This window comes from Polaromonas sp. Polasp52, from assembly GCF_059491565.1.
Map to the genome: position 1 here is coordinate 4,608,296 of NZ_CP168513.1, position 13,006 is coordinate 4,621,301.

At 64.9% G+C, this 13,006-nt stretch carries 19 protein-coding genes; 16 read left to right on the forward strand and 3 right to left on the reverse strand.

Annotated features, from left to right (window positions below; all coding sequences use genetic code 11):
- The first annotated feature begins 57 nt into the window (after positions 1–57).
- Positions 58–1,539, forward strand: coding sequence for an aminotransferase-like domain-containing protein (locus tag ACEN9P_RS21500; RefSeq protein ID WP_495620406.1), 1,482 nt, complete (start codon positions 58–60; stop codon positions 1,537–1,539).
- 125 nt (positions 1,540–1,664) lie between these two features.
- Here ACEN9P_RS21500 and ACEN9P_RS21505 read toward each other — a convergent pair whose 3' ends face one another.
- A complete protein-coding gene (locus ACEN9P_RS21505; RefSeq protein WP_495620407.1) occupies positions 1,665–2,315 on the reverse strand; it encodes a LysE family transporter in 651 nt (216 codons plus the stop codon).
- A 327-nt stretch (positions 2,316–2,642) separates the two neighbouring features.
- On the opposite strand from ACEN9P_RS21505, the gene ACEN9P_RS21510 reads away from it, so the two are divergent.
- The 8 genes from ACEN9P_RS21510 (at position 2,643) to ACEN9P_RS21545 (ending at position 6,793) form a co-directional block, all read left to right on the forward strand.
- Positions 2,643–2,954 (forward strand): hypothetical protein, encoded by a 312-nt coding sequence (locus ACEN9P_RS21510; protein WP_495620408.1) that lies wholly within the window; start codon positions 2,643–2,645, stop codon positions 2,952–2,954.
- Between the two features lie 21 nt (positions 2,955–2,975).
- Positions 2,976–3,254, forward strand: coding sequence for a hypothetical protein (locus tag ACEN9P_RS21515; protein WP_495620409.1), 279 nt, complete (start codon positions 2,976–2,978; stop codon positions 3,252–3,254).
- Positions 3,233–3,484 carry a hypothetical protein gene (locus ACEN9P_RS21520; protein WP_495620410.1) on the forward strand — a complete coding sequence of 84 codons (252 nt, stop codon included), beginning with the start codon at positions 3,233–3,235 and terminating at the stop codon, positions 3,482–3,484. The genes ACEN9P_RS21515 and ACEN9P_RS21520 overlap by 22 nt, the downstream gene beginning before the upstream one ends.
- Before the next feature lie 169 nt (positions 3,485–3,653).
- Positions 3,654–3,878: a hypothetical protein gene (locus ACEN9P_RS21525; RefSeq protein ID WP_495620411.1), complete on the forward strand. Its 225-nt coding sequence runs from the start codon at positions 3,654–3,656 to the stop codon at positions 3,876–3,878.
- A gap of 72 nt (positions 3,879–3,950) precedes the next feature.
- Positions 3,951–4,754, forward strand: coding sequence for an MlaE family ABC transporter permease (locus ACEN9P_RS21530; RefSeq protein WP_477662748.1), 804 nt, complete (start codon positions 3,951–3,953; stop codon positions 4,752–4,754).
- 23 nt (positions 4,755–4,777) lie between these two features.
- Complete coding sequence (locus ACEN9P_RS21535) at positions 4,778–5,806, forward strand: MlaD family protein (RefSeq protein ID WP_477662749.1); 1,029 nt, start codon at positions 4,778–4,780, stop codon at positions 5,804–5,806.
- Positions 5,803–6,477, forward strand: coding sequence for a hypothetical protein (locus ACEN9P_RS21540; protein ID WP_495620412.1), 675 nt, complete (start codon positions 5,803–5,805; stop codon positions 6,475–6,477). Before ACEN9P_RS21535 ends, ACEN9P_RS21540 begins: the two co-directional genes overlap by 4 nt.
- A gap of 10 nt (positions 6,478–6,487) precedes the next feature.
- The gene (locus tag ACEN9P_RS21545; RefSeq protein ID WP_495620413.1) at positions 6,488–6,793 is read left to right on the forward strand and encodes a hypothetical protein; all 306 of its coding nucleotides are present in this window, start codon (positions 6,488–6,490) and stop codon (positions 6,791–6,793) included.
- A gap of 6 nt (positions 6,794–6,799) precedes the next feature.
- On the opposite strand, the gene ACEN9P_RS21550 is transcribed toward ACEN9P_RS21545, so the two are convergent.
- On the reverse strand, positions 6,800–7,039 hold the full coding sequence (locus tag ACEN9P_RS21550; protein ID WP_007866853.1) for a hypothetical protein: 240 nt from the start codon (positions 7,037–7,039) through the stop codon (positions 6,800–6,802).
- Between the two features lie 151 nt (positions 7,040–7,190).
- Between ACEN9P_RS21550 and ACEN9P_RS21555 the strand changes: the two genes are divergently transcribed.
- Positions 7,191–7,625: a nuclear transport factor 2 family protein gene (locus ACEN9P_RS21555; protein ID WP_495620414.1), complete on the forward strand. Its 435-nt coding sequence runs from the start codon at positions 7,191–7,193 to the stop codon at positions 7,623–7,625.
- Between the two features lie 22 nt (positions 7,626–7,647).
- Entirely contained in the window at positions 7,648–8,106 is a 459-nt protein-coding gene (locus tag ACEN9P_RS21560) for a MerR family transcriptional regulator (RefSeq protein ID WP_495620415.1), read from the forward strand.
- Here ACEN9P_RS21560 and ACEN9P_RS21565 read toward each other — a convergent pair.
- Positions 8,103–8,663 carry a TetR/AcrR family transcriptional regulator gene (locus ACEN9P_RS21565; protein ID WP_495620416.1) on the reverse strand — a complete coding sequence of 187 codons (561 nt, stop codon included), beginning with the start codon at positions 8,661–8,663 and terminating at the stop codon, positions 8,103–8,105. The genes ACEN9P_RS21560 and ACEN9P_RS21565 overlap by 4 nt on opposite strands.
- A gap of 100 nt (positions 8,664–8,763) precedes the next feature.
- Here ACEN9P_RS21565 and ACEN9P_RS21570 point away from each other — a divergent pair, with 100 nt between their 5' ends.
- The 5 genes from ACEN9P_RS21570 to ACEN9P_RS21590 all read left to right on the forward strand — a co-directional run bounded on the left by ACEN9P_RS21570 (position 8,764) and on the right by ACEN9P_RS21590 (position 12,983).
- Positions 8,764–9,231: a nuclear transport factor 2 family protein gene (locus ACEN9P_RS21570; protein ID WP_495620417.1), complete on the forward strand. Its 468-nt coding sequence runs from the start codon at positions 8,764–8,766 to the stop codon at positions 9,229–9,231.
- A gap of 121 nt (positions 9,232–9,352) precedes the next feature.
- A complete protein-coding gene (locus ACEN9P_RS21575; RefSeq protein WP_477662756.1) occupies positions 9,353–9,877 on the forward strand; it encodes a hypothetical protein in 525 nt (174 codons plus the stop codon).
- Positions 9,874–11,130 (forward strand): Hsp70 family protein, encoded by a 1,257-nt coding sequence (locus ACEN9P_RS21580; protein ID WP_495620418.1) that lies wholly within the window; start codon positions 9,874–9,876, stop codon positions 11,128–11,130. Before ACEN9P_RS21575 ends, ACEN9P_RS21580 begins: the two co-directional genes overlap by 4 nt.
- Positions 11,131–11,307: 177 nt before the next feature.
- On the forward strand, positions 11,308–11,634 hold the full coding sequence (locus ACEN9P_RS21585; RefSeq protein ID WP_495620419.1) for a helix-turn-helix domain-containing protein: 327 nt from the start codon (positions 11,308–11,310) through the stop codon (positions 11,632–11,634).
- The gene (locus ACEN9P_RS21590) at positions 11,631–12,983 is read left to right on the forward strand and encodes a type II toxin-antitoxin system HipA family toxin (RefSeq protein WP_495620420.1); all 1,353 of its coding nucleotides are present in this window, start codon (positions 11,631–11,633) and stop codon (positions 12,981–12,983) included. The genes ACEN9P_RS21585 and ACEN9P_RS21590 overlap by 4 nt, the downstream gene beginning before the upstream one ends.
- Positions 12,984–13,006: the final 23 nt, after the last annotated feature.

Below are 13,006 nucleotides of genomic sequence, written 5' to 3' on the forward strand. Positions count from 1 at the left end.
TGGTTTTGCCCCATCTGTGGCTGTGTCGCCGCAGCCCCTTCACGGATCATTCAGCCCATGGACGTGTCACCCCTGGCCCCCGCCCCCGCGCAAGCTCCTTCGCAGCCGCTTTACCTGCGGCTTTCCAGCCATTACCGGCAGGCGATCCAGTCCGGCGTGCTTTTGCCCGGCGAACGCATGCCCTCGGTCAGGGCGCTGACGCGGCTGCACCAGGTCAGCCTGTCGACCGCGGTCGAGGCCTGCCACACGCTGGAGGACGAAGGCCTGCTCGAGGCGAGGCCGCGGTCCGGCTACTTTGTGCTCAAGCGCCGGCGCACCGACCTGCAGCCGCCCAGCGAGCCCGAGTCCGGCCGCAAGCTGGACCCGGCCCAGTACGTCGGCGTGCACGACCGCGTCTCGGACTTTGTCGCCAAATGCGATGTCTACCCGCTGGTCACCAACCTTGCGGGCACCTATGGCACGCCCGCGATGTATCCGGCCGAGGCGCTGAAAAACGCCGCCACGCGGACCCTGCGCAAACACCCCTTTTTGCTGGTGAGCGCGCCCGACTTCCTGCACGACTCGCCGCTCAATGCCGTGCTGGCCAAGCGCGCCCTGGAAGCCGGCATGCAGCTCGCGCCCGAAGACATCCTGGTCACCCACGGCTGCATAGAGTCGCTCAACATCGCCCTGCGCGCGGTGGCGCAGCCGGGCGACACCGTCGCGGTGGAATCGCCCACCTACCATGGCCTGCTGCAAATCCTGGAAAGCCTGGGCCTGCGCGCGCTGGAGATTCCCACCAGCCCGCAGCAGGGCATTTCCGTCGAGGCGCTGGACCTGGCCCTGCGCACGCACGACAGGATTCGCGCCGTGGTGGTCATGCCCAACTTCCACAACCCGCTGGGCAGCGTCATGCCCGATGCCGAAAAAGAAAAGCTGGTGCGCCTGTGCGAGCGCCAGCGGATCGCGGTGATCGAAGACGACACCTACGGCGCCCTGGGCCCCGACGACATTCCCCTGAAGGCCGCAAAGGCCTGGGACCGCGATGGCTCGGTGATTTACTGCGCCTCGCTGCGCAAGACCCTGGCGCCTGGCCTGCGCCTGGGCTGGGTCGCCGGCGGCCGCTGGCAGGCCCGCATCCAGATGATCAAGTACGCGCAAAGCCGCGCCAATGAAGTCCTGGCCCAGTACACCGTGGCCGAGTTCATGGCCTCCAGCGCCTACGACCGCCACATGGCCAGGCTGCGCCGCATGCTCAATGTCCAGCGCGAGCAGATGGCCGAGGCCATCGCGGCCCACTTCCCGGCCGGCACCCGGCTGTCAGTGCCCAGGGGCAGCATGATGTTGTGGGTGGAGTTGCCGGCTGGGACATCGGCGCAGGCCGTCTTCGACATCGCCATACGCCAGGGCATACGCGTCGCGCCGGGTTCGATGTTTTCCAACTCGAAGCGTTTCGACAACTTCTTGCGCATCAGCTGCGGCGAGCCCTTTTCCAGCCAGGTCGACGGGGCGCTGCGCACATTGGCGGCGATTGTCTCGGCCCAAGCCCCAAAGGCCTGACGCTCGAAGGCTTAGAGCCGCTCACAAAACCCAGCGGAGCGGTCCTGGCTAGGCGCGACGCCGCAGACAGTGCATCAGCACGGCAAGGCGGCGCAACAACGCCAGGAGGGTTTTGTGAGTGGCTCTTAGTGCACCGCCGCGTGGCTGCGCTTCACAAAGAACAGGCCCGCGCCCACCGCCATCAGCATGCCGCCGAACACCCGGTTCTGCAGCCGGATCGCGCGCGCATTCCTGAACAGCGTCTGCAGCCGGCTGGCCGCAAAGGCATAGCCGTGCATCACCACGGTATCCACCGCCACCGTGGTCACGGCCATCACCAGCAGCTGCGGCCATAGCGGCCGGCTGGGGCTGATGAACTGCGGCAGCACCGCCACCATGAACAGAATGCCCTTGGGGTTGGTCACATTGGTCAGCAGGCCCGTGAGGAAGCGGCGTTTCGCCGAGAGGCTGTTGCTATCGGCCACGCCGGCCTCGCCATCCGCCGTGAGGCCGTTCGACGAGCGCCACTGCGCCCAGCCTATGTAGATCAGGTAGGCCGCGCCCAGGATTTTGACGACGCTGAAGGCCAGCTCCGACGCCACCAGCAGCGAACCCACACCCGCACCCGCCACCAGCAGGATCACCACCAGCCCGATCTGCAAACCGGCAATCGTCGCGCGCGTGCGCCGCATGCCAAAACTCAGACCATGGCTCATGGCCAGCACGGCGCCCGAACCCGGGGACAGCGCGATCAGGATGGAGGCGAGGAAGTAGGCGGTCCAGGTGTCTAGGGCCATTTTTGAAGCGGTGGTGGGATGAAGAAAGGGAAGGCGGTGAACGCGGCGGGCCGTGAAGCGCCTTGATGGTACACGGAGGAGGTTGGCCCTTGCGGCTGGCGGGTTTGTGTCCGGGGTTCTTTGGGCCCAGGTCTCCGCGCCGGCATGCGAGGCCGCTTATTTAGAAACTTTCAGCCGAACATTGTCCGGTTGCGGACGAACTGGCCCAGATGACCAGTGGTTGATTCGCATAATCCAACAAAAATTCGACCCTGCGTTTGAGGCTAGACGCTGAATGCATCTCGTCTACCGGCAGGCATTGCTTCAAAAAACCAAGTGACGAGAGCTATGAGTGATCACAATATTCAAAAAATCCATGGTGAGATCCGGCAAATCTTGCTAACCAAATGGGATGTTATTGGGGTTGGCGACAATCCGAACTTGCAAGATGAGTACGACAGCTATCTATCGAACATCTTTCACCTCGCTAATCAGCAACAGAGTCCAGAAGTCGCAGTTGAAAAAGAGCTTCAGCGAATTGAGCGTGATCTAGGGATGTTCTGCGAAGCGGAAATTCGTAGAGCTGCTGCGGCAGAAATTGTTCGGCTGGCGCAACATCGATTAGGACGCCGTCTCCAAAACAGTATTGCGTCTTCATAATCGGCCGCAGAATATTTCCTGATGGAACAAGAGTGCCAAAGTGAGAAAAAAATGAGCGATTGGCGTTTGCAGGGGCAGGAAAAGTATCTAAAGGGCGTTGTACTTCAAAGGAAGAAGTACCGGCGCTATAGAGAGGGATGGGAACATGACCACTGTGAATTTTGTGGGGCGGAATTTTCTTTAGAAACACCCGATGCGCTCCAAGCCGGGTATGCAACTCAAGACAATTATCATTGGATTTGTGATGCCTGTTTCGTAGACTTCCAAGACCTGTTTGATTGGAAGGTGCAATCGTCCTGAACGTCAAACTGCCAGTCAAAAAGAAAAATCCCGCATATACGGCTTTTGGTGATGAACGCCATGTGCCGCAGTTCGACGCAAGCAAAAGAGTTCGCTTTTTGATGGTGATGCCACCAGCGGCGAACATTGTCCTTAAATCGGTAATTCCGACAAGCGCGAATTTCCTAGCGATTGATCATGCAGTGTTGAATTGCGCCGAAGTCTGCCCCGAGTTTTCCATCAAATCTTGACTCACACTCTTTGTGAGCAGAATGTGCTCACGATGTGGATGAGTCTTGAGTCAGATGCAAAGTTGGATTAACAGTCGAGGCGGTGAAATACACATGTTCACTAGAGATCTCATGGAGTAGGTGGCCAGTACTGACCTCGGCGGAGAACCTCAAGGAGCCAGGTGTCCGTTTGCTCAGGCTGGAGCTGGACGGCGTAGCCGGTGTGTTGCGCCTGGAATTTGAACTGGATTCCGTGGCCAAGGCTTCCTGGGTGAGCGCGGCGCTGAACGCGGGTTATGAAACCCGGCCCTGGCAGCTGGAAAGCGTGACAGGCGCCGCGGGCGGCAGCCCGGCGGGCTTTGCACCCGCGCCGGCGCTTCGGGGCCTGTGGACGGCGCAGCTCCCCAAACTTTAAGCCCACAACCTACACCCCCACAGGCAAAAGCCGCCTGGACGCCACCGGCCTACCCGCAGGTATCATCCCCGGATGGCTTCCAGGGGATACGCGCAAAGTCGACTCACGCAAACCGGCCGTGCCGCACAGCTGTGGGTGATCGAGTGGTGGCGGCTGGTGCACCTGGGGGCGATCATCCTGGTGCTGACGCTGTCGCCGTCCAGCTACAGCCCGCAAAGCCGGGCGATTCTGGCGCGGCACATCTACGTCAACACCGCGCCGATTCTTTTGTGGTTCACGGTGCTGTGCGCGCTGGTGACGGTGGTGCTGACGCGCATCGTGCTGGTGACGGCGCTCAGCTATGGGCTGTCGCAGTATGCGTTGCAGGTGGTGATACGGGTGCTGGTGCTGGAGCTGATCCCGCTGACGGCCGCGCTGTTTGTGGCGCTGCGCTGCACGATTCCCGACGGCGCCGAACTGACGGCCATGCAGGCCAGCGGCGAGCTCGACGAAATGCGGCGCCAGGGGATTGAGCCGGTGCGGCGCGAGGTGCTGCCGCGTGTGGTGGCGGGCATGTTCTCGGGCATCACGCTGGCGGCGCTGAGCTGCGTGGTGGCGCTGGTGGTGGCCTATATCGCGACCTACGGTTTTGCGCTGTCGGGCCTGGCGGCCTATACCCGGCTGTTCGGCCAGGTGTTCAGCCCGGCGGTGACGCTGATCTTTGTGCTCAAGACATTGTTTTTCTGCCTGGCCGTGTCGCTGATTCCCATGGCCTCGGCGCTCTACGGCATGTCCGAGGCCAGCGTGCGCACCAGTGCCGAGATGCGTGGGTTGGTGCGCATGTTCGCGGTGATCCTGCTGATTGAGGTGGCATCGCTGGTCGGCAATTACTATTGACCCCACAAGAAGAAAACAAACCCATGAGTTCACCCCACGACAATCCCAACCCGCCGCCCGGCAGGCCGGACCCGCTGCAGCCGGCGCGCGAGGCCCAGCAGTCCTCGCCCGCGGAAATCCGCAGCCTGGAGTTCAAGGCCAGGCTGCTGCTGCTCTTCATGCTGCTGCTGGTGTGCGGCTCGGCGCTCTACGTGATGTATGCGCGCGGCGCGTTTGAGTCCACCCAGCGCCTGGTGCTGATCGCCGACGATTCCGACGGCGTGGTGGTCGGCATGGACCTGACCTTCTCGGGTTTCCCCATAGGCCGGGTCAACCGCGTGGAGCTGGCGCCGGACGGCAAGGCCCGCATCCTGGTCGACGTCGCCGCCAAGGACGCCCACTGGCTGCGCACCAGCAGCGTGTTCACGCTGGTGCGCGGCTTGGTCGGCGGCACCGCCATACGCGCCTACACCGGGCTGCTCAACGACCCGCCGCTGCCCGAGGGGGCGGAGCGCACCGTGCTGCTGGGTGATGCCGCCGCCGAGGTGCCCAAGGTGATCGCCGCGGCCAAGGACCTGATCGAAAACCTCAACACCCTGACCGGCGAGGGCGGTTCGGTGGGCGCCAGCCTGGCCAACCTGAAAACCCTGACCGACAGGCTCAACGGCCCGGGCGGGGCGCTCACGGTGCTGCTGGGCAGCGAGGCCGAGGCCAAAAAATTCGCCGCCACCCTGGACCGCACGAATGCCTTGCTCACCAAGCTGGACGGCCTGGCCGCCAAGACCGACACCCAGGTCTTCGGTGACAAGGGCCTGATGCCCGAAACCCGCGCCACCGTGGTACAGCTCAACACCATGTTGGGCGAGGCCCGCACCAGCCTCAAAAAGGTCGATGCGCTGCTGCAGGACGCCCAGGCCGTGACCCGCAATGCCAAGGACGCCACGGCCGACCTGGGCGCGCTGCGCGCCGACGTGGAGGCCAGCCTGCGCAAGGTGGAAGGCCTGATCAACGAGATCAGCCGCAAATGGCCTTTCGCCAAGGATGCGAGCCAGGCGGAGATGAAACTGCCATGAACATCAGCACCCTGAAACCCGCCGTATGGCTGGCCGCCGGGCTGCTGGCCGCCTGCTCCAGCGGACCGCGCGCTCCGGACTGGCAGTTCGAAGCCAAGGGATCGATGGACCGCTCTGTCGCCGCCTATATGGAAGGCAACAGCCGCGTCGAGATGGCCGAGCTGGAGCGCGCGCGCGGCCAGCTCACGCGCTCGGGCCGTGCCGATCTGCTGGCCACGGCCGAGCTGCTGCATTGCGCGACGCGTGTCGCCAGCCTGGTGCTGGACGAGCCCTGCAGCGGCTTTGAAAAACTGCGCCCCGATGCCACCGAGGCGCAGCGCGCCTATGCGGACTACCTCAGGGGCCAAGCGCTGCCGCCGCAGGCCATCGCGCTGCTGCCTGAAACCCAGCGCGCCGCCGCGGCCGGCAATGCGGGCGCGCTGGCCGGCATCAGCGATCCTCTGTCAAAACTGGTGGCCGCCGGCGTGCTGCTGCAAACCGGCAAGGCCGATCCGGCCGTGATCCGCCAGGCGATAGACACCGCCTCAACCCAGGGCTGGCGGCGCCCATTGCTGGCCTGGCTGGGCGTGGAGCTGCGACGGGCGGAGCAGGGCGGCAATACGGCCGAGGCCGACCGCCTGCGCCGCCGTATCGAACTGACGCAAAACACGCCAGCGCCTGCCAAGCCGTGAGGGAAACACTGTGAGTTACCGGCTCAGGCTGTACGCTTATGAAGATGCGTCCGAGGGAGAACTGCAGGCGGCCGAACAGCGCTTTCGCACGGCGCTGGAGGACGCGCTGGGCCATGAAAGCCTGGTGCTGCCGGTCTACAACGCCTATATGCGGCTGGTCGCGACCTATGGCGAGTCACCGGCGGAAGATGTGCTGTCGGCCGACGAACTGGAGGTCTTCAGCCAGTGGCAGGCGGCGGAGCTGGCGGCCGTGACGGCTGCCCTGGGCCCGCACCGTTATATGGGCGATGCGCAGTTCGAGATTCGCCCGGCTTAGACCGGTTCAGGGTGAGCGGCTCAGGCGCGGCGAGGCCAGGGCCTGCAACTGGTCGGAAATCGCCGTCTCCACACCGGGGAGCTGCTTGAACAGCTGGGCTTTTTCCAGCGTGGCGTGCAGCTGCCGCAAATCCTTGCTGCTGGTGGTGGCCTTGATCTGGGCGATGGCCGCCGTCGTGTTGCCGCTTTTGAGCACCGCCAGCATTTTGCTGACCCATTCGCTGGCGGCCGGTCGTTTCTGGTTCATGCGGGCATTGTAGGGTTGGCCTCAAGGCGGCAGTGTTTTTTTCCATGGCAGCGCTTGACCTTGAGTGCACTCAAGGACTTTTAATCCCTGCAAGCCCTCGCGACCTGCGGGGCCCCACGCCCGGTGCGACGGGCATTCCAGGAGATTCCTCATGAGCACAGCATCCACCACCGAAGCCAACCGGCAACGCATACGGCAGGTCATGGCCGAACTGGACAAAGGCAATGGCAAGCCCTTTGTCGAGGCCATGGCCGACGACGTTTCATGGACCATTCCCGGCGACACGCCGTGGTCGCGTACCTACAGCGGCAAGCAGGCGGTCGTCCATGAACTGCTGCGGCCGCTGTATGCCCAGTTCGCCACGCCTTATGTCAGCAGCACACGCCGCGTGATGGCCGACGGCGACATGGTTGTCATCGAATTCGACGGCCGGGTCACGACCAAAGCCGGCAAGGCCTACAACAACCGCTACTGCTATGTCTGCCGCATGGAGGACGGGCGAATCAGGGACTTGATGGAGTACCTGGACACCGCGCTGGTGAACTCGGCGCTGGAGGCGCCGCCATCGCAGGCGCTTGCCGCCTGAGCGGCAGGTTCTATAGTGATGCATGGCTGAAACCTTCCTGATCGGGCAACTCGCCGCACGCACCGGGCGCAGCGTGCACACCATACGCTGGTACGAGGCGCAGGGCCTGATCCCGGGCGTGGCGCGCGACGGCGGGCGGCGCCGCGTCTACGGCGAGCTGCACATCAGCTGGCTGGAGCTGATGGACAGGCTGCGGCGCACCGGGATGTCGATTGCCGAAATGCGCGAATACACCGCGCTGGTCAAGCAGGGCAGCGGCACGCTGGCCAAACGGCAGGCGCTGCTGTCGGCCCACCGGGAGCAGGTCAGGGACATGATTGCCGAGTGGCAGCTGGCGCTCAAGCTGCTGGACAGCAAGATCGATTTTTATGACGAATGGGTGGCTTCGGGCAAACGGCCGGCGGTCAAGGTGGCGCAGCGCGCGGGCACGGCGCTTACGTCCCGGCCCAAGGTGAAAACGCGCCGGCCTGCGAAGGCCTAACCGGCGGGAGCCTCCAGCGCATCCAGCAGTACGCGCAAGCCGGCCAGCGCCGCTTCGCCGCCTTCCATCTGCGCCCGCACGATGGCGCCGTCCACGGCCAGCGCCGCCGCGCCGGCAATGGCTTGCTGGCGCGGGCCGGCCGGCAGCAGGCCGGCAATGGCCTGGCGCATCTCGTTTTTATGGTTTTGCACGATCTGCGCGACGCCGGGCAGGGCGCCCGCTTCGGCCGTGGCATTGATGAAGGCACAGCCGCGAAACAGCGGGTCGGCAAACCATTCGGCCAGCGTGGGCGCAAGCGGCGCCAGGCCGCCGCCGGCTGTTGCGCCGTGCCGCCCCAGGGCATCGACAAACCAGGCCATCCAGCGCTCGTGGCGGTAGTCCAGGAAGGTGCGGATCAGCTCGTCCTTGCTGGGAAAACACCGATAGAACGTGAGCTTGGCCACGCCCGACTCGGCAATGATGCGGTCTATGCCGGTGGCGCGCAGGCCGTCGCGGTAGAACAGGTCGTGCGCGGTCAGCAGGATGCGCTCGCGCGGGGAGGGGGCTGAAACGTCCATGGCCCGATTGTAGACAGGTCTGTCTACCTGTGCCAGAATTCCGGTAAGTAGACAGACTTGTCTACTTTTCTATCCCCACCACCCTTCAAAGGATGCATCCATGGAAACCCGGCCACCGCTCCCGCCCTTCACCCACGACACCGCCGTGCAGAAAGTCCGCGCCGCCGAAGACGGCTGGAACACGCGCGACCCGCAGCGCGTGTCGCTGGCCTACACGGCGCAAAGCCGCTGGCGCAACCGCGCCGAGTTCGTCACCGGCCGCGAGGAAATCGTCGGGCTGCTGTCGCGCAAATGGGCGCGCGAGCTGGACTACCGCCTGATCAAGGAGCTGTGGGCCTTTGGCGGCAACCGCATTGCCGTGCGTTTTGCCTACGAGTGGCATGACGATGCCGGGAACTGGTTCCGCTCCTACGGCAATGAAAACTGGGAATTCGACGAAACGGGCCTGATGGCGGTGCGCCACGCCAGCATCAACGACCTGCCCATCAAGGCGGCAGATCGCAAGTTTCACTGGCCGCTGGGGCGCCGGCCCGACGACCACCCGAGCCTGAGCGACCTTGGCTTGTGAAGGGGTGGGGGCGGGGCTGTAGAATCCGTGTCCCCCATGCGCACCGTGTTGTTTGAAGGCGGTGCGTGACCTGAATTTGCCCCCGGCCTGCCGCCGGGGCGCCCGACCCGAGTGATCCGCCTTGACTGACTCCCACACCCCGCCGGCCGGCCCGGACGACGAATCCGCCCACGACGACCAAGCCGTTCTCCAGGAGCCGCGGCTTTGGCGCGGCGACGGCTGGACGGCCAAGGTCATCAAGAATGAGGACGACGACGGCTGGGCCGTTGCCATGATCAAGGACGGCGAGCCCGAGCCCGCGCTGGTCGGCCCCTGGACCATGGGGCGCGACAAAAAGAATCCCAAGCCGCTGGACGGCCCCGCCTTCAGCACGCTGGTGAAAACCGCCTCGGAATTCGTGCGCAGGCACGAGCAGCAGCTGCACGCCACGCTGCACCAGAGCATCACGGTGACCGCCCATGCGGCGCGTGTCACGGTGACGCTGGACATCGTTCCCGACGAGGACAACCCGCACGGCCTGCTCAGCGCCGCCGACGAGGCCGGTGAACAATTGGCCCAGGTGCGCGTGGCGCCTTCCTTCAAGCTCAACCGCGCCAGCGCCGTGGCCTGGGCTGAAAGCGGCTTCGCCAAGCCGGCCGGCCGGTGAGCGCGCCCCAAGCCTGCGGCATAGACTTCGGCACCTCCAATTCGACGGCGGGCTGGAGCCGGCCCGGCTTGCCCGCGCTGCTGCCGCTCGAGGGTGGCAAACCGACGCTGCCTTCCGTGGTGTTTTTCCATGCCGAGGACGAGCATGTGAGCTACGGCCGCGCGGCGCTGGCCGACTACCTGGCCGGTTATGAAGGGCGCTTGATGCGCTCGCTCAAAAGCCTGCTGGGCACGGCCATGATCGACGACCACACCGAGGTCGGCGGCCGCGCGCTGCCGTTTCGCGTGCTGCTGGCGCAGTTCATCGGCGAGCTCAAACACCGCGCCGAAAGAGCCGCCGACCAGTCCTTCAGCCAGGCGGTGCTGGGGCGCCCGGTGTTCTTTGTGGATGACGACCCGCAAGCCGACAAAAAAGCCGAAAGCACGCTGGCCGAGATCGCCCACGCGGTCGGCCTCAAAGACATTGCCTTCCAGTACGAGCCCATCGCGGCGGCCTTCGACTACGAATCGCAGATCCGGCGCGAAGAACTGGTGCTGGTGGTGGACATAGGCGGCGGCACCTCGGACTTCGCGCTGGTGCGCCTGTCGCCGGAGCGCGCGCAAAAGGCCGAGCGGCGGGATGACATCCTGGCCAGCGGCGGCGTGCACATAGGCGGCACCGACTTCGACAAATACCTGAGCCTGGCCAGCGTCATGCCCACGCTGGGCCTGGGCAGCCGGCTGGTGAGCGGGCTGGAGGTGCCCTCGGCCCAGTACTTCAACCTCGCGACCTGGCACACCATCAACCAGGTCTACAGCAAGAAGTCCTGGACGCAGATCAGCGACATACGGCGCGGCGCGGTCGACAAGGACAAGCTGGACCGCCTGCAGAACCTGGTGCGCGAGCGTGCCGGCCATTGGCTGGCGATGCAGGTCGAGGCGGCCAAGATCGCGCTGTCCGATGCGCCCGAGACCGTCATGGACCTGGGGCGCATCGCCCCCGGCGAGACCCTGACTTTGCACCGGCCCGACTTTGATGGCGCCATCGGCGAACTGGTGGGCACGGTGTCGCGCACTGTCCTGGGCCTGCTCAAGGACGCCGGCGTTGACCCGGACGCCATAGACACGGTGTTCTTCACCGGCGGCTCCAGCGGCGTGCCCCTGCTGCGCGAGCAGATTTCCGCCTTGCTGCCCCAGGCGCGCAGCGTGGAGGGCGACCGCTTCGGCAGTATTGGCGCAGGGCTGGCGCTCGACGCGGTGCGCAAATACGGCTAGCAGCCGGCGGCAAGACGCTGCTGGCAACAGCTGCAGCCTCAAGCTCATAAAACGATATTTAACTATCAGTTCACCATGAAAAGATAGTTAAGTATTGATTTAAAGTATCAAAATAGATAAAATACTATCGTTAATTTAAAAAACGATATTTTTCTATCTATGAAAACATTGTCTGAAATGGCGATCCTCCTTGAAGCGGAGCGGCAGCGCCTGATGCTGGACTACCAGGCCCTGGCCGAAAGGACGGGCCTCACACCCCTGGCGGTACGCAACGTGCTCCAGGGGCGCAGCGCGCCGCGCATCACCACCTTGATGGCGATTGCCGACCAGCTGGGCCTGGAGGTGCTGTTGCTGCCCAAGGTGGCGGCCGCCGGCCTGCAGGCACACAGCGTCCAGGAGCCTGCGCCGCCCGTCTTGTCGCGGGTGGACCGCATCGTGGCCGAGACCTCGCAGCTCGCCGCTGCCGCCGCAGGCGGGAAAAGGACCAAGGGCGAGCGGCCATGAACGTCCTGGCGCTGGATATCTACCTGGGCTCCCTGCGCGCCGGGCTGCTGTTCCAGTACGGCACGGGCAGCACGGCGCTCACGCGTTTCATTCCCGACGAGGCCTTCTGGTCGAATCCGGCATCGCCGGTGTTCTCCTGGGCCGCCACGGACGACGACGCGCAGCGCCGCGAGATTTTCTGGCGCAGCTACGTCAACACCCCGTTCTTTAATGCCGAAGGCGGCCGCCTGCCGGCCTTTTTCCAAAACCTGTTGCCCGAGGGGCCGTTGCGCCGCCACCTGGAGCAACTGCGCGGCTGCGGGCCCAACGACCATTTCGACATGCTGGCCGCCTGCGGCACCGACTTGCCGGGCAATGTCTACGCCTACCCGGCGCACCTCGATGCCCAGGCGCTGGCCGGTGTGGTCACCCAGCACCATGACGCGCTGGAAATGTCCGTCACCGCCGAGCCCTTGCCCGACGCAACCTCGCTGTCCGGCGTGCAGCCCAAGCTCGCGCTGGTGCAGCAGCAGGGGCGCTATGTGGCGCGCACCCGCGACGCGCAGGGCATACACATCATCGCCAAGCTGCCCACGGCGGAGTTTGCCCTGTTGCCCGAGGTGGAGGAGCTCTCGCTGCGCCTGGCGCGGGCCGCGGGCGTGGACGTGTGCGAAGCCTGGCTGGCGCCCCTGGACGAGATCACGGCCGGCCAGCCTTTTGTGCTCGGCGAGAGCCGGCATTTCCTGGCCGTCAAACGTTTTGACCGCGGACCCCAGGGGCATATCCACTGCGAGGATTTCGCGCAGATCCTGCGCATACAGCCCGAAGAAAAATACACCCACCCGGCCGCGAGTTACGCCGCCATGGCCAGGACGCTGCGCGAAGGCATGAGCCTGCCGGCCCAGGTGGGCGAGGGCGCCGCGCAAGAGCTGGTACGCCGCGTCATGGTCAATGAAATGCTGGGCAACTACGACGCCCACGTCAAGAATTTCGGCGTGCTGTACCGCGACGGCCGCACGCCCGAACTGTCGCCGGCCTACGACGTGGTCGCCTATGCGGCCTACCTGGGCGGGCGCGGCCATGCGCTGCGCTTTGTGCCCGGCGGCGAAAAGCAGGCCAGGCTCACGGCCCAGACCTTGCGCAGCTTTTGCAATGCCACCGGCATGTTTGAAACCCGCGTGCGCGGCGTGCTCAATGAGGCGGTGGGAAGGGCTTGCGAGGCATGGCCGCAAATGATTGAGGCCAGCAGCCTGCTGGAGCGGCAAAAGCAAAACCTGCTCAAGCACTTCGAGGCCTGCGACGCGGTGAAGAGCTGGCGGGCCCGGCGCGCGGCGGGCGCCAGGCGCAGGGCGGCGTCCATGCCGCCATGAAACAGCGGCCCTTGCGCAGCCCG

Excerpts from the sequence above, each read along its gene's own strand:
- ACEN9P_RS21500 (WP_495620406.1), top strand. The coding sequence starts at position 58 with ATGGACGTGTCACCCCTGGCCCCCGCCCCCGCGCAAGCTCCTTCGCAG.
- ACEN9P_RS21505 (WP_495620407.1), bottom strand. The coding sequence starts at position 2,315 with ATGGCCCTAGACACCTGGACCGCCTACTTCCTCGCCTCCATCCTGATC.
- ACEN9P_RS21510 (WP_495620408.1), top strand. The coding sequence starts at position 2,643 with ATGAGTGATCACAATATTCAAAAAATCCATGGTGAGATCCGGCAAATC.
- ACEN9P_RS21515 (WP_495620409.1), top strand. The coding sequence starts at position 2,976 with ATGGAACAAGAGTGCCAAAGTGAGAAAAAAATGAGCGATTGGCGTTTG.
- ACEN9P_RS21530 (WP_477662748.1), top strand. The coding sequence starts at position 3,951 with ATGGCTTCCAGGGGATACGCGCAAAGTCGACTCACGCAAACCGGCCGT.
- ACEN9P_RS21535 (WP_477662749.1), top strand. The coding sequence starts at position 4,778 with ATGAGTTCACCCCACGACAATCCCAACCCGCCGCCCGGCAGGCCGGAC.
- ACEN9P_RS21540 (WP_495620412.1), top strand. The coding sequence starts at position 5,803 with ATGAACATCAGCACCCTGAAACCCGCCGTATGGCTGGCCGCCGGGCTG.
- ACEN9P_RS21550 (WP_007866853.1), bottom strand. The coding sequence starts at position 7,039 with ATGAACCAGAAACGACCGGCCGCCAGCGAATGGGTCAGCAAAATGCTG.
- ACEN9P_RS21555 (WP_495620414.1), top strand. The coding sequence starts at position 7,191 with ATGAGCACAGCATCCACCACCGAAGCCAACCGGCAACGCATACGGCAG.
- ACEN9P_RS21560 (WP_495620415.1), top strand. The coding sequence starts at position 7,648 with ATGGCTGAAACCTTCCTGATCGGGCAACTCGCCGCACGCACCGGGCGC.
- ACEN9P_RS21565 (WP_495620416.1), bottom strand. The coding sequence starts at position 8,663 with ATGGACGTTTCAGCCCCCTCCCCGCGCGAGCGCATCCTGCTGACCGCG.
- ACEN9P_RS21570 (WP_495620417.1), top strand. The coding sequence starts at position 8,764 with ATGGAAACCCGGCCACCGCTCCCGCCCTTCACCCACGACACCGCCGTG.
- ACEN9P_RS21585 (WP_495620419.1), top strand. The coding sequence starts at position 11,308 with ATGGCGATCCTCCTTGAAGCGGAGCGGCAGCGCCTGATGCTGGACTAC.
- ACEN9P_RS21590 (WP_495620420.1), top strand. The coding sequence starts at position 11,631 with ATGAACGTCCTGGCGCTGGATATCTACCTGGGCTCCCTGCGCGCCGGG.